23 protein-coding genes and 1 riboswitch are annotated in these 23707 nt (G+C 32.5%); of the genes, 4 read left to right on the plus strand and 19 right to left on the minus strand.

The genetic code is table 11. The annotated features are described in order from the left end of the window. Positions 1 to 7: 7 nt before the first annotated feature. Positions 8 to 148: riboswitch (cyclic di-AMP (ydaO/yuaA leader) on the minus strand. A 280-nt stretch (positions 149 to 428) separates the two neighbouring features. From CN514_RS02100 to CN514_RS02130, 7 genes are all read right to left on the minus strand, one after another. After that, a complete protein-coding gene (locus CN514_RS02100; RefSeq protein ID WP_098231164.1) occupies positions 429 to 617 on the minus strand; it encodes a hypothetical protein in 189 nt (62 codons plus the stop codon). A gap of 146 nt (positions 618 to 763) precedes the next feature. After that, positions 764 to 1111, minus strand: coding sequence for a VOC family protein (locus tag CN514_RS02105; protein WP_098231165.1), 348 nt, complete (start codon positions 1109 to 1111; stop codon positions 764 to 766). Between the two features lie 50 nt (positions 1112 to 1161). Then, positions 1162 to 1740, minus strand: coding sequence for a TMEM175 family protein (locus CN514_RS02110; RefSeq protein ID WP_098231166.1), 579 nt, complete (start codon positions 1738 to 1740; stop codon positions 1162 to 1164). Positions 1741 to 1854: 114 nt separating this feature from the next. Further along, positions 1855 to 2205, minus strand: coding sequence for a hypothetical protein (locus CN514_RS02115; RefSeq protein ID WP_353652049.1), 351 nt, complete (start codon positions 2203 to 2205; stop codon positions 1855 to 1857). A 451-nt stretch (positions 2206 to 2656) separates the two neighbouring features. Further along, on the minus strand, positions 2657 to 2926 hold the full coding sequence (locus CN514_RS02120) for a hypothetical protein (RefSeq protein WP_098231167.1): 270 nt from the start codon (positions 2924 to 2926) through the stop codon (positions 2657 to 2659). Between the two features lie 263 nt (positions 2927 to 3189). After that, on the minus strand, positions 3190 to 3483 hold the full coding sequence (locus CN514_RS02125) for a hypothetical protein (RefSeq protein WP_098231168.1): 294 nt from the start codon (positions 3481 to 3483) through the stop codon (positions 3190 to 3192). A 309-nt stretch (positions 3484 to 3792) separates the two neighbouring features. Continuing rightward, complete coding sequence (locus CN514_RS02130; RefSeq protein WP_098231169.1) at positions 3793 to 5388, minus strand: FMN-binding glutamate synthase family protein; 1596 nt, start codon at positions 5386 to 5388, stop codon at positions 3793 to 3795. Between the two features lie 584 nt (positions 5389 to 5972). Here CN514_RS02130 and mprF point away from each other — a divergent pair. From mprF to CN514_RS02145, 3 genes are all read left to right on the plus strand, one after another. Beyond that, on the plus strand, positions 5973 to 8495 hold the full coding sequence (gene mprF / locus CN514_RS02135) for a bifunctional lysylphosphatidylglycerol flippase/synthetase MprF (protein WP_098231170.1): 2523 nt from the start codon (positions 5973 to 5975) through the stop codon (positions 8493 to 8495). A gap of 204 nt (positions 8496 to 8699) precedes the next feature. After that, positions 8700 to 9152, plus strand: a complete 453-nt coding sequence (locus CN514_RS02140; RefSeq protein ID WP_098231171.1) for a MarR family winged helix-turn-helix transcriptional regulator — start codon at positions 8700 to 8702, stop codon at positions 9150 to 9152. 26 nt (positions 9153 to 9178) lie between these two features. After that, positions 9179 to 9598 carry an organic hydroperoxide resistance protein gene (locus CN514_RS02145; protein ID WP_098231172.1) on the plus strand — a complete coding sequence of 140 codons (420 nt, stop codon included), beginning with the start codon at positions 9179 to 9181 and terminating at the stop codon, positions 9596 to 9598. A 55-nt stretch (positions 9599 to 9653) separates the two neighbouring features. Here CN514_RS02145 and CN514_RS02150 read toward each other — a convergent pair whose 3' ends face one another. The 5 genes from CN514_RS02150 to CN514_RS02170 are packed head-to-tail and all read right to left on the minus strand — an operon-like array spanning position 9654 to position 14084. Then, entirely contained in the window at positions 9654 to 10433 is a 780-nt protein-coding gene (locus CN514_RS02150; protein WP_176525762.1) for an ABC transporter permease, read from the minus strand. A 12-nt stretch (positions 10434 to 10445) separates the two neighbouring features. Then, positions 10446 to 11168 carry a phosphate ABC transporter ATP-binding protein gene (locus CN514_RS02155; RefSeq protein WP_098231174.1) on the minus strand — a complete coding sequence of 241 codons (723 nt, stop codon included), beginning with the start codon at positions 11166 to 11168 and terminating at the stop codon, positions 10446 to 10448. Between the two features lie 60 nt (positions 11169 to 11228). Next, complete coding sequence (locus CN514_RS02160) at positions 11229 to 12029, minus strand: ABC transporter ATP-binding protein (protein ID WP_098231175.1); 801 nt, start codon at positions 12027 to 12029, stop codon at positions 11229 to 11231. A gap of 4 nt (positions 12030 to 12033) precedes the next feature. Continuing rightward, positions 12034 to 13086, minus strand: coding sequence for a FecCD family ABC transporter permease (locus CN514_RS02165; protein WP_141529285.1), 1053 nt, complete (start codon positions 13084 to 13086; stop codon positions 12034 to 12036). Continuing rightward, a complete protein-coding gene (locus CN514_RS02170) occupies positions 13083 to 14084 on the minus strand; it encodes a FecCD family ABC transporter permease (RefSeq protein ID WP_098231176.1) in 1002 nt (333 codons plus the stop codon). Before CN514_RS02170 ends, CN514_RS02165 begins: the two co-directional genes overlap by 4 nt. A 169-nt stretch (positions 14085 to 14253) precedes the next feature. On the opposite strand from CN514_RS02170, the gene CN514_RS02175 reads away from it, so the two are divergent. After that, complete coding sequence (locus tag CN514_RS02175; RefSeq protein WP_098231177.1) at positions 14254 to 15210, plus strand: ABC transporter substrate-binding protein; 957 nt, start codon at positions 14254 to 14256, stop codon at positions 15208 to 15210. Positions 15211 to 15323: 113 nt separating this feature from the next. Here the strand turns inward: CN514_RS02175 and CN514_RS02180 are convergent, their stop codons facing one another. The 7 genes from CN514_RS02180 to CN514_RS02215 form a co-directional block, all read right to left on the minus strand. After that, positions 15324 to 15863 carry a GNAT family N-acetyltransferase gene (locus CN514_RS02180; RefSeq protein ID WP_098231178.1) on the minus strand — a complete coding sequence of 180 codons (540 nt, stop codon included), beginning with the start codon at positions 15861 to 15863 and terminating at the stop codon, positions 15324 to 15326. A gap of 182 nt (positions 15864 to 16045) precedes the next feature. Continuing rightward, on the minus strand, positions 16046 to 17161 hold the full coding sequence (locus CN514_RS02185) for an RNA-guided endonuclease InsQ/TnpB family protein (RefSeq protein WP_098231179.1): 1116 nt from the start codon (positions 17159 to 17161) through the stop codon (positions 16046 to 16048). Positions 17162 to 17722: 561 nt separating this feature from the next. Beyond that, complete coding sequence (locus CN514_RS02195) at positions 17723 to 18424, minus strand: response regulator (protein WP_098231181.1); 702 nt, start codon at positions 18422 to 18424, stop codon at positions 17723 to 17725. Continuing rightward, a complete protein-coding gene (locus CN514_RS02200) occupies positions 18390 to 20024 on the minus strand; it encodes an ATP-binding protein (RefSeq protein WP_176525763.1) in 1635 nt (544 codons plus the stop codon). The genes CN514_RS02195 and CN514_RS02200 overlap by 35 nt, the downstream gene beginning before the upstream one ends. Positions 20025 to 20092: 68 nt before the next feature. Next, the gene (locus tag CN514_RS02205; protein WP_483294992.1) at positions 20093 to 21598 is read right to left on the minus strand and encodes a tripartite tricarboxylate transporter permease; all 1506 of its coding nucleotides are present in this window, start codon (positions 21596 to 21598) and stop codon (positions 20093 to 20095) included. A gap of 39 nt (positions 21599 to 21637) precedes the next feature. Beyond that, entirely contained in the window at positions 21638 to 22090 is a 453-nt protein-coding gene (locus CN514_RS02210) for a tripartite tricarboxylate transporter TctB family protein (protein ID WP_098231183.1), read from the minus strand. 64 nt (positions 22091 to 22154) lie between these two features. Next, on the minus strand, positions 22155 to 23174 hold the full coding sequence (locus CN514_RS02215) for a Bug family tripartite tricarboxylate transporter substrate binding protein (protein ID WP_435817641.1): 1020 nt from the start codon (positions 23172 to 23174) through the stop codon (positions 22155 to 22157). Positions 23175 to 23707 lie beyond the last annotated feature (533 nt).

A 23707-nucleotide genomic window follows, 5' to 3' on the forward strand; every position in this document is an offset into this window, starting at 1 on the left:
ATTTTGGAAACCTTCTCCTACACGCCTACGAGGTTAGCTGTCGGATTCGGACCTAAAAAGTAGCCCTACCTAAAAAGGATTCACCCCAAAGTACAATTGTACAAAAATTGGTTCCCCCGCTTCAAAATTGAAATGTCCTCAATAATAGAAGAAACACTCAACCAAAACTCAGCGATCTATGGTCATTTAATTTTATGTATATTACTTAAATTACAATTCAACTACTAAATTGTAAACTATTTTACTACTTAAAGAAACTAATATGTCTTTTGATTAAAAATGCTGGGCCAATAAATGACCATTATGTTAATCTTTTCCTAGTTGATTTTTGGAAAGCAAGTTGTTCAATATTACTTACTAAAAAAGGGCATGAGTCCATCTCTATTATGAAACCCTAATTCACAGTTAACGTATGTAATAATCTTTAACTATGGTCTTTTAAAATAAGTAATAACCCCCATTATTAAATTAAAAGTCACATATATCAATAAGATGGTTCCAACAATTCTTCCTGTGCTTTTATTCTTTTTCTTTGCAAATTTGTTAATTAAGAAGACAATAATAGCTATTACTAAAATAAGAATTAATAGTGGCAAAAAAATAAATAAGTCTGACATAGTTTATTCTCCTTTAAGTAATCTCTAAACATGAAGATACTAAATAAACTAATATTCTATGGAGAATCTTTTTATTCCTTGTTTACTAAAATACACTAGTACAAATAGAAAAAAGGATCGCCGCAGCAACCCTTTCTTAGCGCAGATTATTTCTCCCAAAGTTCAACCAATCTACCTTCAGGATCTTTAATCCATGCAAACTTACCATAATCACTAATCTCTTTATCCTTTGCAAGAGATACACCGACTTGTTCAAGATGCTTAATCGTCTCGTCTAGGTTATAAACTTGAAAATTTAACATCACTTGCTGTTCTGATGGGAAATAATTGTCTTCTTCCGTAAAGAAAGAAAAGATCGTTTCATTTTCTGAATCAGGTTTAATAATAGTCCCATTCCAGTTTTCTATTTCAACATTCAGCACTTTACTGTACCATTTTTTTAAAGCATCCAGATTTTTAGTCCTCCAAAATATTCCCCCGACACCTTTGATCATCATATTCTACTCCCTCACTTTTTATAAATTTATTAAAAAAACACTTTTGTTTACTTACTTTGCATAACCTTCTCTATTCGACGATCTGGTAATAGCCACATAATTGCAACGATTACATAAATTATTTGAGCGAACCATGGCCAGATCAAAGACGTGCAAACTGCAGATAAGTAACAAACCACTGAAGCTTTTCCTTTCCAATCATTACCTACTGCTTGTTTTAACTTTGAATTCTTTCCCTCTTTTTGAATAATTATACCTTGTAAAATGAAGTAAGCTATTGCTGCCATTAAGAGTATTACTCCATAAAGCATTGTCGGATAAGGTTTATAATGGTTTTCTCCCATCCAACCAGAAGCAAAAGGAATTAAGGATAACCAGAAAAGCAAATGAAGATTTGCCCACATTATTGATCCTGTCACCTTTTGTAAAGTGTGTATCATATGATGATGGTTGTTCCAGTAAATACCTACATAAATGAAACTAAGTAAATAACTAAGAAAGGTTGGGAAAAGTTGTAATAAGTCTTGTATATTCGGACTGTGAGGAATCCTAATTTCTAGAACCATAATTGTAATAATGATAGCAAGTACACCGTCACTAAAAGCTTCCAACCGATTTTTATTCATTTTTTACTCCCTATTATTATTTGTCTTTTTGTTTTATTTATATTTCTATCTATTTAATTTCCTTATTTCCTCGTAATATTAAAATTTCATATCGGTTAATTTAAAGAATGCCCGTCACTTAGCAAGCCTTTGTTCTAATTCACTTTTTTGGCGCAAGTGATGACGAAAATGCATATAAACCAAATCAAGCCATTCCCTTGCATTTAGCCATCCGAACCCTCCATGCTGGACTTTATAATTTGGGTTAATATGATCCACTTTCGATTCCCATTGGCTCAACCTTATAATTAATTGATTAATTCTGCTGATAAGCTCGTCCTTGCTTTCTGAATTATTAGGTGGATCATTTAGTTCATCTGGTAATCTAATTTTAATTGGTGGAAATCCCCCAAGCTTATATAATTGCTCACCAAATTCTGTTTTTCCAAGGGGTTGCTCATCATTTAATGTGGCACAAGTTTCCATGCTATCGATAAATGATTAAATGGTCATACATTTGACCAATAGACCAAACCGCCTCTTCAGATTTATACCTTAACTGTTCCAAAGAGTAATTCTGAAGCTCGTTTTTGTATCTATTAATCAGTTCAAGTTCGCTCAGGGTAGATTCCTCCTTTGTATTCACTTAAATCTAAAATTTTACATTTTTTGCATATGTAACTAATCATTCAATATTTCTTTTACGAATACCTGCTTCAAAATATCTACCATTTATCTCAATTAAAAAATCGACTTTGCAGTCGATTTTTTTTTGTACAACTAAATTATACTTTACATAAGAACTAGAATAGAGTCCTAATTACTAAATATAGTTTTATTTATATAGATCCACAAACACAAAAAAGGAATCTCCTAAATTAATGATTCCTTAAAAAATTCTCAATAGCTAGTATAGTATTTAAATAACTTTTTAAATTTAATATGGAGTAGGTATAGGCGTTCCCGGTGGTCTCCACCAAGATTCAACAGTTTTCCAAGCAGTATTATAATCGTAACCTTTTCCCATCAAATAACCTATAGCAACTGCTTCTGTTAATGCATGTTGATAGCCAAGATGTTGTGCTTCTTTTAATCCATGGCTAACAGCTGGATTTATTAATGTTAGAATTTGTTGTGGATTTACAGCTTGCTGTGGATTTCTATAATAATCATTGTGATTATAAGGTACATAGTTGTAGAAATTCATATTAACTTTCCTCCCTTTTCAATAACGTATTATGCAATCTTGGGCTTTCGAATCTTTATAATATATGTAGATTTGGGAGTTTGCGGAATAGGCTTTAAGCATGGCTTAAAAATTTTTTGGTGAACATTACAGTCACAACAGTTTCTAATATACTTTTATAACGTGAATCCTTCCAAAAACTTCCCAATGCTTAATTTAAAATAAGCAGCCAATGGTTGTATTAGAAGTTCAGCTAATGCCTTAATTGGTTAAACTGTTCACATTCACTTATGATTCAAAAATGTTTCAATTGCAGTAATTAATTTTGTTTCATCTTTTTTTGTCTTTCCTTCTATTTCACTAGTTGTGAAACTCATTAATTTTTTGTTTTGATTATAAAATGAAATACTGTATATCCATCCCTTTACATCAGTCTTTTTATTTTGGGCAACTTTAATATCTTTAATATCACTAATAAAGTTATTAATTGCGTTCTGTTCTGTTATTACTGTGTTCTCCCCATTCTGACCGTTAGTAACTTCAATTTCATTAATTCCATTTAAATTTCCGTGATACACTTCCGAGAAACTCTACCTTCAAATATTTTTAAGTTAATTATATCAATTTAATGACTTATATAATTTGAGGGAATTTTAGATTTTTCCATATAAATTCAGATCATTCTTATGCACCATTTATTACATTCTGTCTAAATAAAATAAATAAAAGGCACTGACTAGGTCAGCACCCCACCCTGCGACTATCCGTCACACAAAAAGACTACCTAAGTAGTCTAAGTAGTCTCTCTTTGTTCAACTATTAAGAAACTATAAAACTAATACTGATATAGTCCTGTCTACGCAAAATAAAAAGTAAAGGTACTATTTTTAATCTACTTTTTCTACCAATGATTGATAAATTTCTTTCAGTGACCACACTTTCCCTTTTTCATCTTTATAAATGACATGTTCACTTTGAAAATGGGCAGGGGAATCCAAACCTGCAGCAGCAGCTAACCGAAATAATCCTTCACGCATTGAAATTAGATAATTCGCTGTTCGATATTTTTTTTCATCAATGACAAGGGCTTTTTGTAAATCAGGATCTGTTGTGGCCACACCGACTGGACATGCATTGGAGTGACATTTTAATGCTTGAATACAACCAATCGTAATCATAAATCCTCTTGCGATATTAACAAGGTCAGCCCCCATTGCCAGTGCAATCGCTACTCGATCTGGCGAAAATAATTTTCCTGAGGCTATTATTTTAACTTGGTCACGTACACCATATTTTCTTAAAGCATGATCCATTAAAGGTAATGCAGATTTAATTGGCAACCCTACACTATCCGCCAGTTCCTGGTATGTGGCACCTGTCCCCCCTTCACCACCGTCTACAGTAATAAAGTCAGGGCCCTTCCCAGTACTTTTTATATATTTTGCTAATTCATCAGCTTCGTAACCACTTCCAATAACTACTTTCATTCCTACTGGTTTTCCAGTTTGTTCACGAATTTGTTCCATAAAGTCAAACAAAGAAGGAAAGTCTTGAAACTCTCGAAAACGATTAGGACTATCAATCGATTTAAACGGTTCTACCATTCTTATTCTTGCAATTTCCTCTGTTACCTTTTCCCCATCAATATGCCCACCTCGTGTTTTGGCACCTTGAGCTAATTTAAGTTCAAAAGCTTTTACTTGAGGAATTTTACTTTTTTCTTTCAAGGCATCCCAATTAAAATTTCCCTCTTCATCTCTAACCCCGAATAAACCTGGGCCAATTTGCATGATAATATCAACGCCACCCTTTAGATGGTATTCAGACAAACCACCCTCACCTGTATTCATCCATGTCCCCTTCGCAATTGCTAATCCCTCTGAGAGTGCAGTAATAGCCTTTTCACCTAGGGATCCATAGCTCATAGCAGACATACCAATCTGGCCTTTTACAATAAAAGGATACCTCGTGTTTTTACCGATCACAATTGCATCACTATCATCCAATAAAAATGCAAGTGAATTATTCTTCTCTAATCTTTCTTCCTTCTGTGTAAATAAAGGCTCTTTAATCAATAAATATCGGTTTGTTGTTACGTTTATTTGCTGGTCCATTTTTAATTCTTCTGACAGTTTTGGAAACATCGAATTTCTAATATAATATCCTTTTTCTTCAAAGTCTCTTTTAGACCCAAACCCAAGGACATCTCGTTTATATTTTGCTTTTTTGACAATATGCTCATATTCTTCTCTAGAAAAAGGTTTACCTTCTAGGTCATTGTTAAATAAATACTGACGTAACTCAGGTCCAATCGTTTCTAAGAAGTACCTAACCCGTCCTATTACTGGATAATTACGGAGTATTGGATGCTGCTTCTGTTTTCGATCGATAAAAAACAAATATAGTGTACCTATAATTAAAACTAAAAGTATTATGGCCAAAAAAGTGAATCCAAGGATAATTAAAACATTTGTTATATTCAATTATAATTCCCCCTTGAAAAAGTTCCGTAACATAGCTATCAAATTTATTTTAAATTAAAATACTTCTTTCCTACTCTCCTTAATCGGGTTTACATTTTATTCTTTACATATTTCCTTCCAATTTATACAATGCTTGCATCATCGAACACACCCAAATTCAGCATAAAACTTTATCTGATCATTTGAATATTCTTCAAGAGAGGTTTGTATTTCCTTTCTCTTCCAAATAAGTGGTCTCTCTTTTTTATATAGAGCCTAATATTTTCATTTATAAATATTCAAAAAAACATAAAATAGTCCTCTCATAATTGAACTTTAATGCCCCGATTCCAGTGGAAATTTGAAGTGTCTTAGGTCTCGCTCCATAGAAAAACGAGTGAAAACCTAAGTCTTTTTTTCTTTAATACTAATCTCAAAACAGTCCTGAATATTAAAATCTAATTAACTTTTTATCTTCAAAATAATAAGTTAATAAATTTTCTAGGACGTGTTAATATTCTTCTTGTTAAATAGTGGAATAATATGGAATACTAAAACTAATAACTATTATTTTAATTGTTGAATAATAACTTCAGGAGTGTCTTATGAATAAGATTCGGATTAGTAAAGTAGGTTTATTTAAACTATTTTTCATTTCAATATTACTAGTTACATTTATATTCGTTGGAAAAAACGTACTTTTAAACTTCGACTTTAAAATGTTCTTTAACTATATGGAGTCTCTTACATTAATACAGTACTTTTTGATTTTTACATTAGGTATTTTAGCTGTATCGCCAATGTTTTTATATGACTTCGTACTTGTAAGACTATTAAAATTAGATTTTAGTTTTCGAAAAATACTAATGGTTGCTTGGCTTGCGAATACTTCCTCAAACCTAATTGGTCTTGGTGGGGTTGCCGGTACCACCATACGGACTCTATTTTATCGAAAAGATCGCACCGGACCAGAAATTGTTAAAGCAGTGAGTAGTGTTACGATATTCTTACTTTCTGGATTATCGATATTGAGCTTAGTTTTATTTACTGGAATATTTGATTTATCATTTTTAAATGAATATAAGTATTTATATATCGCTATAATCATTGCAATTTGTTATTTCCCGGTTATGTTTTTAGTCGTTTATTTAAAACGTAATTTTTTCTCGGAGAATTTTTCCGCAAAATATATGCTTTCATTGGTTGTCATTTCCTTATGTGAGTGGTCTTTTATTTTATTATTCATTTACTTCATTTGCTTATTTTTACATATCGACATTTCAATCATTGAGGTTTTACCTGTTTTTTTAGTAGCATCTGTTGCAGCACTTTTAAGTATGATTCCAGGTGGTCTTGGGTCTTTTGATTTTATTTTCCTACTAGGTTTTACATACTTTGGAATCGATAAGGAAACGACACTTCTTGTTTTATTGATTTATCGTTTCAGTTATTTCTTTTTTCCGTTTGCTTGCGGTATTATTTTAGCTCTTAAATTATTATGGAATAAAATAAATCAATCATTTAATAATATTCCAAATCAAATTTCTACTTATTTAGGGCATAAACTTTTAACGATTTTAGTATTTTTATCTGGCGTTATTCTATTAGTTTCCGCTGCTGTACCAAGCATGCTTTTAAGAATTAGTCTTTTAAATTTAATTTTACCTTCGACAATTATTAATATTTCACATTTAATTTCCGTCACAGCAGGCTTTACATTGTTAGGACTCTCTCGTGGAATTGATTATAAAGATAAAAGAGCATGGTATATTACACTTTTCATGCTGATTGTTGGGGCAGTTACAACGTATTCAAAAGGATTAGATTATGAAGAAGCACTTTTTGTATTAGCAGTTGCTTTTATATTATTTATTTCAAAGAAACAATTTTATAGAGAAAGCTTCGTTTTAACTTGGGGTAAGCTTATTGTTGATAATTTTATTTTATTTTTCTTTTTGGGTAGTTATTTACTTATTGCTTATATCAATCTACCTCAAACAAATGTCAAAATACCTGCTAAATATTTACCTTATATACTTGTTAATTCGAGAGATATCGTGATTAGTGCAGTTCTTGGTTTTGCAGCTGCTTTATTATTTTTTTATATCGCATTTTTTAAAGTTAAAAGAAAACAATTTGAATTTATAAATACGAAAGCTGAAGAAGAAAAAATAAAAGAACATTTTAATCAGTATGGTGGTACAGAACTTTCACATTTGGTTTTTTTACATGATAAATATTTATTCTGGGCTCAGGATGAGACAGTATTATTTATTTTTCAGCCATATGCAGACAAATTAGTTATTTTAGGTGACCCGGTTGGTGAAAAATCTCGTTTATATCCTGCTATTGAGGAATTATTAAACTATGCTGATCAATTTGGATATACACTTGTCTTCTACCAAGTAAACTCAAATTCACTATCCTATTTACATGAAAATGGATTTGATTTCTTTAAACTTGGTGAAGAAGGTTTTACTGATATATCATCATTCACTTTATCTGGAAAACGTAATAAAGGAATTCGTGCACTTTACAATAAATTTGAACGCGAAGAATATAGTTTTGAAATTATTGAACCCCCTTATTCAAATGAATTTTTTACGGAATTAAAGGAATTATCACAAGAGTGGTTGAAAGGGCGAAAAGAAAAAGGGTTTTCACTTGGCTATTTTGATGAGGATTACATCAAACTTGCACCAGTAGCTATTATTAAAAACAATGAAAATAAAATGATTGCTTTTGCATCTATTATGCCAAACTATAATGAGCATACAATTTCAATTGATTTAATGCGTCATAGAGTTGACGCACCAAAAGGAATTATGGACTTTATGTTTGTTAACTTAATTGAATGGTTTAGGTCTAGAAATTTTCATTATTTTAATGTCGGTATGACACCTTTAGCAAACGTGGGTCTATCTAAGTATTCTTTTACAAGTGAAAAAATTGCAGCGCAAATTTATCAATATGGACAATTTTTATATCACTTTCAAGGTTTAAGAAGCTTCAAAGAGAAATATGTTAATTCTTGGACACCTAAGTTTTTGGCGTATCATAAAAAAACATCCTTACCAATCACAATGCTACAAATAACTTCATTAATTTCTAGGTCTAGAAAAAATTAAATTTACAGCCAGTTAATGTATTGAACATTGACTGGCTTTTTTATTGTGAAGAAGCTATTTCCACTTCAAACCTCCTCAATTAATAATCAAAATAAATAAATTGGTAAAAAATAATAGTTATTATCGCTTGCAAAATTATTTCTCATCAATTATGATTGTGTCATATTAAATTGTGCACAATTAATATAAAAGGATGTCGATCGAATGAATAAAGAAAATCAGCTTTTGCTTGAAAATCAACTATGCTTTTCAATTTATGCTTGTTCGCGAGAAATTACTAAATTATATCGTCCAATTTTAGATGAGATTGGCATAACGTATCCACAATATCTTGCATTGCTTTCACTTTGGGAAAAAGACCAACAAACTGTGAAAGAACTTGGGGAGACTCTTTTTTTAGACTCAGGAACTCTTACACCAATGCTAAAACGAATGGAATCTGCGGGACTAATTTTCCGTAAACGTGATTCAAGTGATGAAAGAAAAGTATTAATTACATTAACTGAAGAAAGTATTAAATTAAAAGAAAAAGCTTTCTGTATACCTGAGAAGTTTTTCAAGGAAAGTAATACTACTCAAGAGGAATTTTTAACAATATTAAACCAAACAAAAACATTATTAAAGAAAGTCCAACTTGCAAATGAAAATAAAAAATAGATAATTTATATTAAGGAGAGCTTGTAATGGAAAAATTATATACTGCTAAAGCAACTGCAACAGGTGGACGTGACGGAAGAGTTATTTCATCTGATGATTTTATTAATTTATCACTTAAACCACCGGTAGAATTAGGTGGTCCTGGTGGAGCAACAAATCCAGAACAACTTTTTGCCGCTGGCTATTCAGCTTGCTTTGATAGTGCATTAAATTTAGTAGCTCGTAGCCAAAAAATTAAATTAGAATCCACATCAGTAACTGCAAACATAACAATTGGTAAAGACCCTGCTGACGGAGGATTCAAATTAGCTGCTCAACTTGATGTAAAAGTACAAGGTGTACCAACAGAAGTAGCTGTAGAACTAGTAAAAGCAGCTCATGGTGTTTGCCCATATTCAAAAGCAACTAGAGGAAACATGGATGTACAATTAAGAGTAATCGGATAATATTTAGCATAATGGGAGAAGGAAAAGTTTTTACATACACCTTCTCCCTCTTTCTTTATCCTTGTTCCATTATCGTTTCATATTTCAATGAATCGTCTTTTGTGAAGAATTTTCTATAGGATAGAAGTGTTGAGGAGAATACACTAATTGCAATTGCGCCTATTAAAATACATTCGATTAGCAATTGATATTTAATCGCATATAAAGGACTTATGCCAGCAAAGATCATTCCCGTCATCGAGCCTGGTAAAGTAACAATTCCTACAGTTTTAGCTCGATCAATTGATGGAATTAAGGCAGCTTTTATTGAATTTTTTATGACATTATTTGAAGCTTGTTTTGTTGTTGCCCCTAAGCATAATGCAGCTTCAATTTGATCTTTACTTGCCTGAATTTCAGCCTTAAGTCTTGTTAACGCTAAGCTATTTGCATTCATTGATGTACTAATAATCATACTTGAAATTGGAATAACATATTGAGCTTTTAAAGCAATTTTATTTGCTACCAATACGACTCCTAAAGAAATCATGACGCCTAGCAAAATACTAATAAATGAAATAAAAAATGCTCCTTCAATTTCTTGTGACCTTTTACTCGAAGTATAAGCACCGAATAAAATCATACAAAATAAAATAATGATGACAATTAAAAAATGCTCTATTTGTAGTATGTATTCAAGTACATAACCCATGATCATTAATTGAATGACGGTCCTTACTGAAGAAACGCCAATGTCTTTTTCAACACCAAGTTTTTGATAATAGGATAATCCGATTGCAATAATAATTAATAAAAACGTCAGAGATACTCCTGTAATATGCAAATTACCTTCCATCATTTCACCTCTTTAAGCAATTGTAGAAAGAAAATTTCTCCCTAATTCTGTGCTTGGTCTATTAAAAAACTCATTAACTGGACTCACTTCTACTAATTTACCATCAATCAGTAACCCTACTCGATCAGCTATTTGTTGAACTAGATCCATATTATGTGTAACAAGAATAATCGTTAAATTTTCTTCTCTTTTTAAAGTTACTAGAAGCTCCTGAATATGTAGAGTCGATTGTGGGTCTAATGCTGAAGTAATTTCATCACATAATAAAATAGTTGGTTTCATGGCTATTGCTCTTGCGATCGATACTCTTTGTTGTTGACCAATCGAAAGTGTTGAAGCATTTCGATCAAGTAATTTCGTCTCTAATCCTACTTTTTCTAATAAAGATTTTGCAACTGTTTTCGAATCTGACTTATCATAGCTACCGTTTAATTTGACTCCAAACAAAATATTATCCTCAACGGTCCCTTCAAATAATGAAGGAGTTTGTAGGATCATTACAGCACTTTTTCTTAAACTTTGAGGTGTCATTTTGTATATTGATTGTCCATTTAAATGAATTTCACCTTTGCTTATCGACTGTAATCGATTTAATGTCCGAAGCAAAGTCGATTTCCCCGCTCCTGAAGTTCCAATTAGGCAAAAAATTTCACCCTTATTAGTTTGAAAATTAATGTTTTTAAGGATCGAACTACCAAGAATATCTACACTTATATTGTTAATTGATAAGGTCATTTTATTTCACCTCTTACTAAATGAAAGGTGCCCCATACAAGGACACCTTTTTAAAATTAACTAAATTATTTTTCTTCCTCGGCCATGAGGTATGCAAAGTGGCGTTCCGAATAATGGGTCCTTCACAATATCGCAATTCATACAGAAAACGTCACAGATTAAGTTCTGATTTATGATGTTTTCTGGATCTCCTTCTGCGTATACTTCACCATTTGAAATTGCAACAACGTTGTGTGCATATCGACATGCTAGGTTTATATCATGTAGTACCATAACAATTGTACGCTGCTCTTTTTCATTTAATTCGTAAAGTAAGTCTAATATCTCGATTTGATGTGTTAAATCCAAATACGTTGTTGGTTCATCTAATAAAATTGTATCTGTGTCCTGTGCCAATGTCATCGCAATCCAAGCACGTTGACGTTGTCCACCAGATAAAGAATCGACTAATTGATCTTTTAATTCATACATATTTGTCATTTTCAAAGCATGATTTACTTTTTCTTCATCTTCTTTTGACCATTGTTTTAACCAAGTTTGATATGGATATCTTCCTTGTTTTACTAATTGAAAAACGGTTAAACCTTCTGGTGCAACAGGACTTTGAGGAAGGATTGAAAGATTACGTGCAATTTCCTTTGTAGGTCGCTTACTAATTTCTTTTCCATCAAGTAAGATGGTTCCACTTTTTGGTTGAAGTAATCTTGCAAGTGAACGAAGTAATGTTGATTTTCCGCAGCCATTAGCTCCAATTAAAACTGTGATTTTTCCTTTTGGGACTTGAAAATTTAATTCGTTTATAATTGTACGATCATCATACGATAACGTTAATTTTTCTGTTTCGATTGCGCTCGTTGACATCTTATCACCTTTTTCCAGTCTTAAATAATAAATAGATAAAATATGGTGCACCAATTACAGCAGTAAATACACCAGCAGGTATTTGAATTGGACTAAACACCGTTCTTCCTATTGTATCAGCTACTAATACCATGATGGCACCGATGATTCCAGATAAGGGAATCAATACACCGTAAGAAGCACCAACTATTTTCCGAGCAATATGAGGTGCAATTAGTCCAACAAATGCGATTGCTCCTGCAAATGCAACTGCACCAGCTACTAATGCTGTACTTATAAATAATAAGATTAGTCGATTTTTTTCTACTTGAACACCTAAGCTTGTTGAAACTTCATCTCCAAGTTGCTGCGTATTGATATGTCTAATAAACGATAATGCTAACACGATAAAAACTAGCGTCCAGACTGAAATGATTTTAACTTGTTCCCAGTTCGCTCCATATACGCTCCCGGTTAACCACATATTCGCTTCAGTTGCTCTAAAAATAGGTCCAATAATCATAAAGAATGAAGTTGTCGCTTGAGCTAATGCCGAAAATCCTACTCCTACTAAAACTAATCTTAAAGGTCTTAATTCCCCATCCTTGTAAGCAAAAGCATAGACAAATACTAAACTGATCATGGCACCGATAAATGCCGCTAATGGTAGCCATTTTATACTTACTGTTAATTGATTCGTCCGATTATCACTAAATATAGCTAAAAATAATACAACGGCAGCGCCTGCTCCACCTGTTATTCCAAGTATATCTGGAGATGCTAGTGGATTTCTAACCAACCCTTGAAGAATTGCTCCAGCAATCGCTAAAGAAATCCCAGCAAAAATGGCAATGATGATTCGTGGCATTCGAAATGCTTGAATAAATAATTCATCTATTTTTTCGCCTTCACCAAAAATAACAGATAATACTTTTGGAATTGAGATATAACGGTCACCTAGCGTTAAGCTCACTATAAATGAACTGATCAGTAAAAGAAGGGCAATTATTAAAACGGAAAATGATCGTTTACTAAATAGTAGTGAAAAGTACTTGTTTCTTAATTTGATCATGTTCATTTTACTGTACCGCCTTTTCTTGCTAAGTAAATAAAAAACGGTGCACCAATAACTGCAGTCATAATACCAACTGGCGTTTCTTCTGGCATTAAAATATAACGAGATCCTACATCAGCTAAAAGAAGTAAAATTGCCCCGAAGATCCCACAAAATGGAATCATCCAGCGATAATCATTTTTAACGAACATTCTAACTATTTGTGGAACAATTATACCAACTAATCCTATTGGTCCTGCTATACTTACAGCACCACCGGCTAGAATGATGACTAATACAACTAATGTCGTTTTTAATAAAGCTGTATTTTGACCTAAAGCTCTAGATACATCTTCTCCTAACATGAATGTATTAATCTTTCCACCAAGTGCAAGTGAGACCACCCAAGCTATGACGATATATGGTAGTACCATATGTAAAGAATCAAGTGAACGCCCTTGAACTGAACCCGCTAGCCAAAATAGTACTTGCTCTAATGCTACTTCATTTGTTACTAGTAAGCCTTGGGTGATTGAGCTAAACATAGCTGCAATTGAAACACCAGCTAAAGTAATTTTTAATGGTGTCGCTCCGTCTTTCCCTATTGAACTTAACCCAAATACAAATACCGCTGATAATGTAGCTCCTATAAATGAAAGCCATATAGTCGCATTAGGTGATTGTAAATGAAAAAAAGTGATACTAAGTACAATTAACATCGAGGCACCTGCGTTAATTCCTAGAACGCTTGGTGATGCTAGAGGATTTTTAGTTAAAACTTGCATAAATAAACCAGCGATTGCTAAACTTGCTCCTACTATTGAGGCAATAATAGCTCTTGGAACTCGAACATTTTGAATAATTAACTGTTCATTAGACCCATCAAATTGTGTAAATGAATGAATTAAGCTTGTAAAACTAGTATCTGTATATCCTAGTAAAATACTAGAAAAAAAACAAATCACTAATAATAAGATACAAGCTACAAATACAATAACTCTTGATCTTGGATGAATAAGCATTTTATATCTCCTACTATTCTATTCTCTTCTATTAGTCTAAATGATATGAATTATCAAGTCAATGAGAATGATTTTCATTTTCTTATTGACTTCTAATCAAATCTTAATCTATAATACTATTTGTCGAGAAAAATGATAATCATTATCAACTAAAAAGGGAGACCATTCTATGAAAAAACTAAAATTTTCCTCACTAATTGCTCTATTCATTGCAGCAATTATGGTATTAGGTGCTTGTGGCACAAAAAAATCAGACGAAGCTTCTGGTAAAGAAAGTAAAAAAGCAAATACAATTACAATTGAGCATGCAATGGGTACGACAAAAGTTCCTGTTAATCCAAAAAGAGTTGTTATTTTAACAAACGAAGGAACTGAAGCTTTATTAGCATTAGGTGTGAAACCAGTTGGTGCTGTTAAATCATGGACAGGTAACCCTTGGTACGATCATATTTCTAAAGATATGGATGGCGTAGAAGTTGTAGGTGTGGAAAGTGAAGTTAACCTTGAGAAAATCGCTGGTTTAAAACCAGATTTAATCATCGGTAATAAAATGCGTCAAGAAAAAGTGTATGAGCAATTAAGTGCTATTGCACCAACAGTTTTCGCTGAAACATTACGTGGAGATTGGCAAGAGAATTTCAAATTTTATGCAAAAGTTTTAAACAAAGAAGAACAAGGTAATAAAGTATTAGCTGATTATACAAAACGTGTTGATGATCTAAAAGCTGAATTAGGCGATAAAGTAAATCAAAAAATTTCAATGGTCCGTTTCATGGGCGCTGATGTACGAATCTATCACCAAGATACATTCTCTGGTGTAATACTTAAACAATTAGGTTTCCAACGTCCAGAAGAACAAAATGCTCCTGATTTTGCTGAAAGAGGCGTAACAAAAGAACGTATTCCAGCGATGGATGGAGATTACCTATTCTACTTTACATTTGATGATGGTAAAGAGTCTGGATCTAAGCTTGAAAAAGAATTTACAGAAGATCCTTTATTCAAAAAGTTAAATGCTTCTAAAAATGGACATGTCATGAAAGTAAGTGACACAATTTGGAACACTGCGGGTGGAATCAAAGCTGCTTACTTAATGTTAGATGACGTTGAAAAGACTTTTAAATAATAAATAATAAAAAAGGTTTACCTTTATTGTCAGATGACAATTTAGGTAAACCTTTTTGTTAATATCGGAAGTAAGGAAAACTTTATAAGAATTACCTTACCCACACTACCTGCTTATCCCGCTTTTCCCGCATCTTCAGCCTTACCTGCACTTAGTGTAAGCATCATATGCTCCTGGTCCCAATATTCATTGTTAAATTTTAAACTATTAGGGGTTTTCGCGAATGTTTTGAATCCTAGTTTTTCATATAGTTTTTTTGCTGTTTCGTTTCCTTCTATGATATTTAATGTAAGTTGTTCAAGCCCTAAGCTTTTTGCTAAGTGGATTGCTTCTTCGATTAGAAGATAGCCTGCCCCCATTTTTCGAACTCTAGTAGAAACATAGACAGACTCGATTTTCCCTTTATGTTCTGCTTTAACCTTTTCAAATGTTTTTAATGTTGCTACTCCAATTAACTCACCTTTGTCAGTAAATGCACCGATTGTATAATTTTTATCTTGATCTAATATTTCTGCTTTGTATTCAATAGGGTCATCTTGATCAAGTATTTCATCCATAGTTGTAATAAAAACTTCAGGATTCTCTTTTAAACCTTCTAAACGAATATTAAGATAGATTTCAGCATCTTCTTTAGTTAATAAACGTATTTTCATACTATCCCGTTGCCAAAAAATTATAAAAACTAATAAACATTTATTATTTTTATAAATTTGTTTTCTTCCCTGTTCTGCGTGTTCGATTTCGCTAAACTATAGCTAATCTCGTTTGATATAACACTCCAAGGGCGTAAATTCGGATACAACGAATCCTACATATTAACAATGACATTTAGTTGTCAAATTGCTAATTCATATCGTGACAAGTTGATTGCTGCATTTAAATCTCTATCCATTTTATGACCGCATTTACAACTGTATAAACGATCAGATAGCTTTAAGTCATTTTTAATGTTTCCGCAACTTGAACACATTTTAGAAGAAGGATACCATTTATTAGCTTCTACAAACTCAATCCCGTATTTTTCACATTTATATTGAACTTGTCGTTTAAATTCGTACAAACATTGTTTCGCAATCGCTTTAGCCAAATGCTTGTTCTTCATCATTCCTTCGATGTTTAAGTTTTCCATTACAATACGATATGGCTTGGTTTTCACAATATCGTTTGAGGATTGATGGAGATGATTCCTTCTAATATTTGATAATCTTCTATGTAAGTGTCGTATCTTATTTTCAATTTTTATAATGTTGCCCGTTTTGACGAAACGGTTTCCCTCCTTATTCTTATTGTACTTACGGGAAACTTGACGCTGCAACCTACGTAGTCGTTTCTCCGCCTTCTTTACTGATATCGTTTTATTAATGTTTTTCTTCTTCTCGCCATCAGAACAAATAGCTAATTTATTTATTCCTACATCTACCCCAAGTGAGATATCTGTCAATTCTACAGTTGGTCTCGATGTATCAATTCCTACTGAAAGATACCAATATTTCCCGTCAAAACTAATCCTAGGATTAAAGTATTTTTCGTTTGGAATTGTTTCAGAGGTTACTGTCCAACCGACTTTCTCAATTAATACTTTATTTCCTTTTACTTTCAACTTCACATTATCGTTATAGAAAGAAGCTTTCGATTTTCTGCTACTTTTGAATTGTGGTTTATGAGTTAACCCTTCGAAAAACCTATTATAGGCATCACAAAGATCTTTAATTGCTTGTTTCGTAATATTGTTAGATGCTTCATATAGCCAAGCAAATTCATCTGTTTTTTTTAAAATTGTCAATTCTTTTCTAAGTATTCTATCTGAAATAAATTTCCCACCAATTTTATAATTTTCTTCTTGCTTCGCTAAAGCCCAGTTATAGACCCATCGAGCTGTACCTACTGATTTCCATAGTTGTATTATTTGTTCTTTAGTTGGTTTCAATCTCACTTTCTTAGCAAGTATCATTTTCTATTAACTCCTTATTTCTTTAGAACATTTAATTGCAACTTCATATTTGTCACGTAAATATCCTAATCGAATTAAATATTTTTAATAGAAAATAATAATTAAGTTGTTCTTGCGAATTATATTGAGTACCACCTACGGAAACACGATAAGGTTCAATTTTAATAGTGTTATCCAAATTTCTAAGTGTCTGTTCTGCTCTTCCTAAATTTCTGACAAATTCGTCTATCGAATAAGTTTTCAACCAAATCACCTCAAATATATTAAAACATGACAAGTGATTTCCATTACCGATAAATTGTGCCATTTTTGTAAACTAAAACTGTTATTAACCTCCGTAGTTCTTGCAAAGTATATTTTATATAACAAATGGAAGGTTTTCAACGCTTACAAAAACTAGACTCTAGTAAACTCTCATTGTCATAAACTTGTAAAAAACATAAAAAAACGCTTGTATACCAAGCGTTTAGACGACTCTCTTTTCATGACTTTTCACAATTCCTGTTACAGAAATGTTAGGTTTGTCATAGTCATTAAGTAAACTTTATTAAATCAAATAATCTAGTTTTTTATCAAATAAACTCTTTCTGGCCTGCCAATCGTTCCATACGCTAAATCCGCTAATACTTTTCCTTGAGATACTAGATATTCTAAATATCTCCGGGCAGTAGTACGACTAACGCCAATTTCCAGGCCTATATTCTCAGCAGTCATCCCGTTATGAACTTCTTTTATCGCAAATAACACTTTATCTAAAGTAAGCTTATCAATGCCTTTAGGGTATATACTTTGCTCTTCAATCATCGAATTATTTTTTCCGATTAAACCATCTATTTCTTCCTGAGTTAGATAAGCACTTTTTGATTGTAGGCTTTGCACTTTATTTGAATAATTTACATAACGAATTAGAGACTTTTTAAAACGATCAAAAATGACTGGCTTAATAATAAAATCAAATACACCATAATGTAAGGCCTTATTAACTGAGTCGATTTCTTTGGATGCTGTAATCATAATAACATCTGCCAAAATTGAATTTTTCTTCATCCATTGTAAAAAATCTAAGCCATTCATGTCCGGAAAATAAACATCTAATAATACTAGCTGCGGTTTTAGAATCTCAATTAAATCAACAGCATCTTGGTAATTTGTTGCAATACCAATTACACTAAACCCTTCTATTCTTTCAATAAATCGCTGATGAATTTCAGCAATTCTACTATCATCTTCAACTATTAACACTTCTATTAAATTCTTTTTCATCGTATCTGTTACTCTCCTTTTGGCGTTTCGGAATGGCAACAATAAATGTAGTTCCCCCATGTTCGTTTGAATGAAAAGTAATTTGTCCATTTAATTTATGGAGCAATCTCTGGACTAGGTGAAGTCCGATCCCTGAGTTTTTAGATTGCTCCTTTGTAGAAATACCATATTCAAAAATCTCATCGATTAATTCTTCAGGGATACCATTTGCATTATCCTCAATTTCAATCACTAAATCCTCACCTAAGTCAGTAAGAAATAGTGAAACAAGCTTTTCCGATTTATTCGTTTCTAATACTGCATCGAACGCGTTATTTAATAGATTTCCGATAATTGTTATTAAGTCTTCCCGATTTATTTCTTTTGGGACATCTGCAAAACTACTATTATAATCAATGTTAAAGTCTACTTTTAACTCATTGGCTAAACTTATTTTACCTAATAGAAGTCCTGCAACGACTGGGTCCGAAATTTCCTCCATTATAAAATGGATAATATTTTGAGTTATATTTGATTCCGTTGAAATTAATTCAATCGCTTCTTGGTATGATTCAAGCTGTATTAAGCCTAAAATTGTATGCAATTTATTCGAGTATTCATGTGCCTGTGCTCTAAGGCCTTCTGAATATGCTTTTATTTGTGATAGTTCATTTAACAATTTATTCAATTCCGATTTTTCCCTAAAGGTTGTTACTGCTCCGACAATTTTAGAGTCCACGCCAATTATTGGTATACAATTAATAATCATTACTTTTTCATTTATTAAAAACTCTAAATCATAAATTGGCTTACCGGTTTCAACTACTTTCTTCAGATGCGAATTATGCAATATGTCTTCTATTTTTAATCCTCTAAGCTTTATATTGTTAGGAATAGAAAGTACTTTATGAGCATTTTCATTTACTACCGTAATCTCTCCGTATTCATCAATCGCAATAATCCCCTCGTGAATGGATTCTAAAATTGCGTGTTTTTCTTTGTACATTCTTCCAATTTCTTTCGGCTCCAATCCGAAGATGGATTTTTTAATATTAAATGAAATTAAAAAAGCTGCTCCAATTCCAAGTAGTAAAATGACAATACTATTTTTTAATAGTTTTTTACTAAACGCTTTTGCTTCATGATCGATATCCTTTATTAAGTAGCCTACAGAAACAACTCCAATTACATTGCCATTATCATCAAAAATAGGAGTTTTTCCTCTTAAAGAAGGGCCGAGTGTACCAGTCGATTCTGATACGATTTCCTGTCCTTTAAATACTTTATCATTATCTCCACCAACCATTTTCTGGCCAATTAAGAACGGATTTGGGTGTGAATAACGTACTTCATTTTTATTCCCTACAACGATAAATTCTGCACCAACTTTTTTCCGGATTTTTTCAACGATTGGTTGAATAATACTCGAAGGATTTTCATTAGAAAATGCTTCACGAACTACTGGCATATTCGCCACTGTTTGAGAAATAGCTAAAGCCTTTAATCCCTTTTCATGTTTAAGATTTTTTAGAAACATTTCTTGAGATACTATTTCAAAAACACTACTTATAACTAAAATGAGAACAGAAATAAAGATGATCAACTTATAATGTAAACGCATAAAATTTCCCCTTATATTTTTATAATAATCAAAAAACTCCTTTTATAAAAGGAGTTTTGTTAGAATTTTTAAGCTTCTACATTAATAACTACTTCTTTACCTCTCAATTTAATAATAATTGGAATGAGGATCCAAAGTACACCAATTATTAAAAATACTAATGAAATAGGATGAGTAAAGAAAATACTATAATCACCATTTGATACAGTTAAAGCTCTTCTTAAATTATTCTCAATCATTGGACCTAAAACGATTCCTAATACTAATGGAGCGATTGGGAAATCATTTTTTGAAAGGAAATATCCGAAAATACCACATGCTATTAATAGAAGTAAATCATTTACAGATACTTGTACGGCATAAACACCAAAGATTGAAATGGCTACAATTAGTGGTAATAAGTATTTCTTCGGTGTTTGAATAATCTTTGCAAATATTTTTACTAAAGGCATGTTTAAGATAATAAGCATTACGTTTCCAATAAACATACTCGCAATTAATCCCCATGCTACGTCAGGATGTTCATCGAATAATAGTGGCCCTGGTTGTATGTTATACATCATTAAAGCACCCATTAAGATTGCAGTTGTTCCTGAACTTGGGATACCTAAAGTTAGTAAAGGAATCATCGCTCCCCCAGACGCGGCATTGTTTGCTGACTCAGGAGATGCAACTCCTGCAATTGTACCTGTTCCGAACTTTTCTGGCGTTTTACTAATTTTCTTTTCTAATATATAAGCAAAAAACGAAGCTAAAATAGCACCCGCTCCCGGTAATAAACCGACGAAAAATCCTAAAACAGAGCCCCTAGCAATCGGTGCTACACTTTCTTTTAATTCTTCTTTAGATGGTAATAAGTTATTAATCTTTGCCATCTCGCCATCTTCTATTTCATTTTCAATAATTGTTTTAAATACTTCCCCTAGAGCAAATAGTCCTACTGCTATTGTTAAAAATTCTAACCCTTGGTAAAGCCATGGAATGTCATATGTAAATCGAGAAACTCCTGATACGGAATCAATTCCAATTGTAGCCAGTAGTAAACCGAAGATCGTCATAATTAATGCTTTTGTTACCGACTTTCCTGCTAGTCCACTTACAGCACATAATCCAAGAAGCATTAAAGAAAAATATTCAGCTGGACCGAACTTAATGGCTAATGCTGATAATGGTTTTGCTAATACGATCAGTGCAATAAGAGTGAAAATTCCTGCTACAAATGAACCAATTGCAGCAATTGATAAAGCACTTCCTGCTCTACCTTTTTTAGCCATTTGATAACCATCTAAAGTCGTCACTACCGAGGAAGATTCTCCTGGAGTATTTAATAAAATTGATGTAGTAGAACCACCATACATAGCACCATAATATACACCAGCTAATAATATAATTGCACTGCCCGCTGCTTGCTCAGGTCCTAAAAAACCAGTTACAGAAGCAGTAACAGGTATTAATAAAGCGACCCCACTCATTGGCCCAATACCAGGTAATACCCCTACTGCTGTACCAATTAATACTCCGGCAAAAGCAAACAATAAGTTATACCATGTAAATGCAGTTTCAAATCCCTGCATTAAATATTGAAAAGTACTCAAGTTAATAACTCTCCCTTCTTAAAACCAAATTGACCAAACAGGTAAAGTACCTTTTAAAACATCGACAAAAATAAAATAAATAATGAATGAATAACCTAATGAAATCGAAAGGGATTTTATCCAGTTTCCGCGCTCCATTGTTTGAATCGAAACAATCAGGAATAAAAACGAACTAATAATAAAACCGATTTTCTCAAGTAAAAGTGCATAAAGAATAGCTGAAGCTAGGATGATAAAAAATTGCTTATAATTATATTGAACTGCTTCCTTTTCTTTTCCCTTATAAGAAAATGTTTCGTAAAATAACCTACAGCTTAATAGGGACAGCGCACAACCAAGTATAAATGGAAAAACGTTCGGGCCAACTACACTTCCGTAAGCTGCGGCTGCTATACTCCGACTTTCTATAATAAAAGTAATACCTGTAATAAGAAAAATGATTGCTGCTAATCGATCAAATTTTTTATTCATGTATCTCACCTCTTTATGTTCAGTAATGGAAAAGAGGGAATGTTTTCCCCCTTCTTTATTTCAATTATTTATTCATACCTAATGCTTTTAATAAATCTTGAACTTGTGTTTCTTGTTCTGATAAGAACGAATCAAATTCTTTACCATCTTTATATTCCAGCTGCCAGCCTTGCTTTTCTACTTCTTCTTTCCATTCATTTGTCTCAACTAATTTTGAAATTGTTTTTTCCCAATATGAGTATGCATCCTTAGACATTTTCTCTGGTCCAAAAACCCCACGCCAAATGATAAACTCAGCATCTATTCCTTGCTCTTTCGCTGTTGGAAACTCAGATAATACATCTCCTTGTAAACGTTCAGGTGATGTTACAGCTAAAACTTTAACCTTACCTGATTTAACAAACTCAAGTGTACTAGAGACATCAGTCGAAATGACATCTGCATTATTACCTAATAGTGCTGTTATTGCCTCAGAACCACCATCATAGGAAACATACTTAATTTTCGTAGGATCAATACCGTATTTATAAGCTGGTAAAATTCCAATTAAATGATCCATTGACCCTGGTGCAGATCCCCCAGCTAAAGTAATATTCTTTGGATTCTTTTTAATATCTTCTAAAAGTGATTTTAAATCTTTATATTTAGAATCAGCCTTTACAACGATTGCACCATAATCCTTTGTTAACTGTGCTAAAGGTGTACTATTTTTATAGCCATAAGGACTATTTCCCTCTTTTTTCAAGTTGTTAATAATAATTGGTGGTGAGTTTACGAATAGTTTTTCATTATTGGCTTTATCTTGTGTAGCATACTCAGCCATGAATACTGTACCGCCACCACCCGGCTTATTTTCTACCGTCATTGGTTCTTTAACAAGCTTTGTTTCACTTAATACTTTAGTGAACGATCTAGCCGTTAAATCCCATCCGCCGCCTGCTCCTGATGGTGCTACAACCGAAATTGCCTTATTAGGATAAGATGAGTTATTACTTCCCGTTGTTTCACTACTACTTTTACATGCCGTGAGACTTACAGCAATTAAAGAAGTCATTACGAATAAACTAGTCTTTTTAAATTTCACTTTTAGTTCCTCCCCTTTTTGGAAACGCTTTCTAATACAAGTATTATAGTTTAATAATTCTGAAAAAAGTTTTTATGAACGTTAAAGACGTAAAGTCCATTAAAACCATTTTGTTCATAAAAACCACGATAATGAGAACTTTCTGATTGCGGTACCATTAGGCGGAAACAGAGGCGGTGTTGGGATTTTGAAAATTGCTTTCTCATAGTAGGTTCATGAGGTACTTGGTACTTGATTCGCTGATTTTTGTAAATTACTTACTCATAACGGGTTCATGAAGTACTTGATTCGCTGGTTTTTGAAGTTTACTTACTCATAGCGGGCTCATGAGGTACTTGATTCGCTGGTTTTTGTAAATTTCTTCCTCATAACGGGTTCATGAGGTACTTGATACGCTGATTTTTGAAATTTAATTACTCATAGTAGGTTCATGAGGTACTTGATTCGCTGGTTTTTGTAATTTACTTCCTCATAACGGTTTCATGAGGTACTTTGTACGCTGGTTTTTGTAATTTACTTCCTCATAACGGGTT

The organism is Bacillus sp. AFS001701 (assembly GCF_002559405.1).
Lineage (GTDB): Bacteria > Bacillota > Bacilli > Bacillales > Bacillaceae_G > Gottfriedia.

What these genes read in the sequence shown, in the direction of transcription:
- CN514_RS02180 (WP_098231178.1), bottom strand. Translation starts at nt 15,863, where the DNA reads ATGAAAATACGTTTATTAACTAAAGAAGATGCTGAAATCTATCTTAAT.
- CN514_RS02205 (WP_483294992.1), bottom strand. Translation starts at nt 21,598, where the DNA reads ATGCAGGGATTTGAAACTGCATTTACATGGTATAACTTATTGTTTGCT.
- CN514_RS02145 (WP_098231172.1), top strand. Translation starts at nt 9,179, where the DNA reads ATGGAAAAATTATATACTGCTAAAGCAACTGCAACAGGTGGACGTGAC.
- CN514_RS02120 (WP_098231167.1), bottom strand. Translation starts at nt 2,926, where the DNA reads ATGAATTTCTACAACTATGTACCTTATAATCACAATGATTATTATAGA.
- CN514_RS02140 (WP_098231171.1), top strand. Translation starts at nt 8,700, where the DNA reads ATGAATAAAGAAAATCAGCTTTTGCTTGAAAATCAACTATGCTTTTCA.
- CN514_RS02165 (WP_141529285.1), bottom strand. Translation starts at nt 13,086, where the DNA reads ATGAACATGATCAAATTAAGAAACAAGTACTTTTCACTACTATTTAGT.
- CN514_RS02100 (WP_098231164.1), bottom strand. Translation starts at nt 617, where the DNA reads ATGTCAGACTTATTTATTTTTTTGCCACTATTAATTCTTATTTTAGTA.
- CN514_RS02110 (WP_098231166.1), bottom strand. Translation starts at nt 1,740, where the DNA reads ATGAATAAAAATCGGTTGGAAGCTTTTAGTGACGGTGTACTTGCTATC.
- CN514_RS02170 (WP_098231176.1), bottom strand. Translation starts at nt 14,084, where the DNA reads ATGCTTATTCATCCAAGATCAAGAGTTATTGTATTTGTAGCTTGTATC.
- CN514_RS02150 (WP_176525762.1), bottom strand. Translation starts at nt 10,433, where the DNA reads ATGGAAGGTAATTTGCATATTACAGGAGTATCTCTGACGTTTTTATTA.
- CN514_RS02105 (WP_098231165.1), bottom strand. Translation starts at nt 1,111, where the DNA reads ATGATCAAAGGTGTCGGGGGAATATTTTGGAGGACTAAAAATCTGGAT.
- CN514_RS02175 (WP_098231177.1), top strand. Translation starts at nt 14,254, where the DNA reads ATGAAAAAACTAAAATTTTCCTCACTAATTGCTCTATTCATTGCAGCA.
- CN514_RS02185 (WP_098231179.1), bottom strand. Translation starts at nt 17,161, where the DNA reads ATGATACTTGCTAAGAAAGTGAGATTGAAACCAACTAAAGAACAAATA.
- CN514_RS02115 (WP_353652049.1), bottom strand. Translation starts at nt 2,205, where the DNA reads ATGGAAACTTGTGCCACATTAAATGATGAGCAACCCCTTGGAAAAACA.
- CN514_RS02155 (WP_098231174.1), bottom strand. Translation starts at nt 11,168, where the DNA reads ATGACCTTATCAATTAACAATATAAGTGTAGATATTCTTGGTAGTTCG.
- CN514_RS02195 (WP_098231181.1), bottom strand. Translation starts at nt 18,424, where the DNA reads ATGAAAAAGAATTTAATAGAAGTGTTAATAGTTGAAGATGATAGTAGA.
- CN514_RS02210 (WP_098231183.1), bottom strand. Translation starts at nt 22,090, where the DNA reads ATGAATAAAAAATTTGATCGATTAGCAGCAATCATTTTTCTTATTACA.
- CN514_RS02200 (WP_176525763.1), bottom strand. Translation starts at nt 20,024, where the DNA reads ATGCGTTTACATTATAAGTTGATCATCTTTATTTCTGTTCTCATTTTA.
- CN514_RS02160 (WP_098231175.1), bottom strand. Translation starts at nt 12,029, where the DNA reads ATGTCAACGAGCGCAATCGAAACAGAAAAATTAACGTTATCGTATGAT.
- mprF (WP_098231170.1), top strand. Translation starts at nt 5,973, where the DNA reads ATGAATAAGATTCGGATTAGTAAAGTAGGTTTATTTAAACTATTTTTC.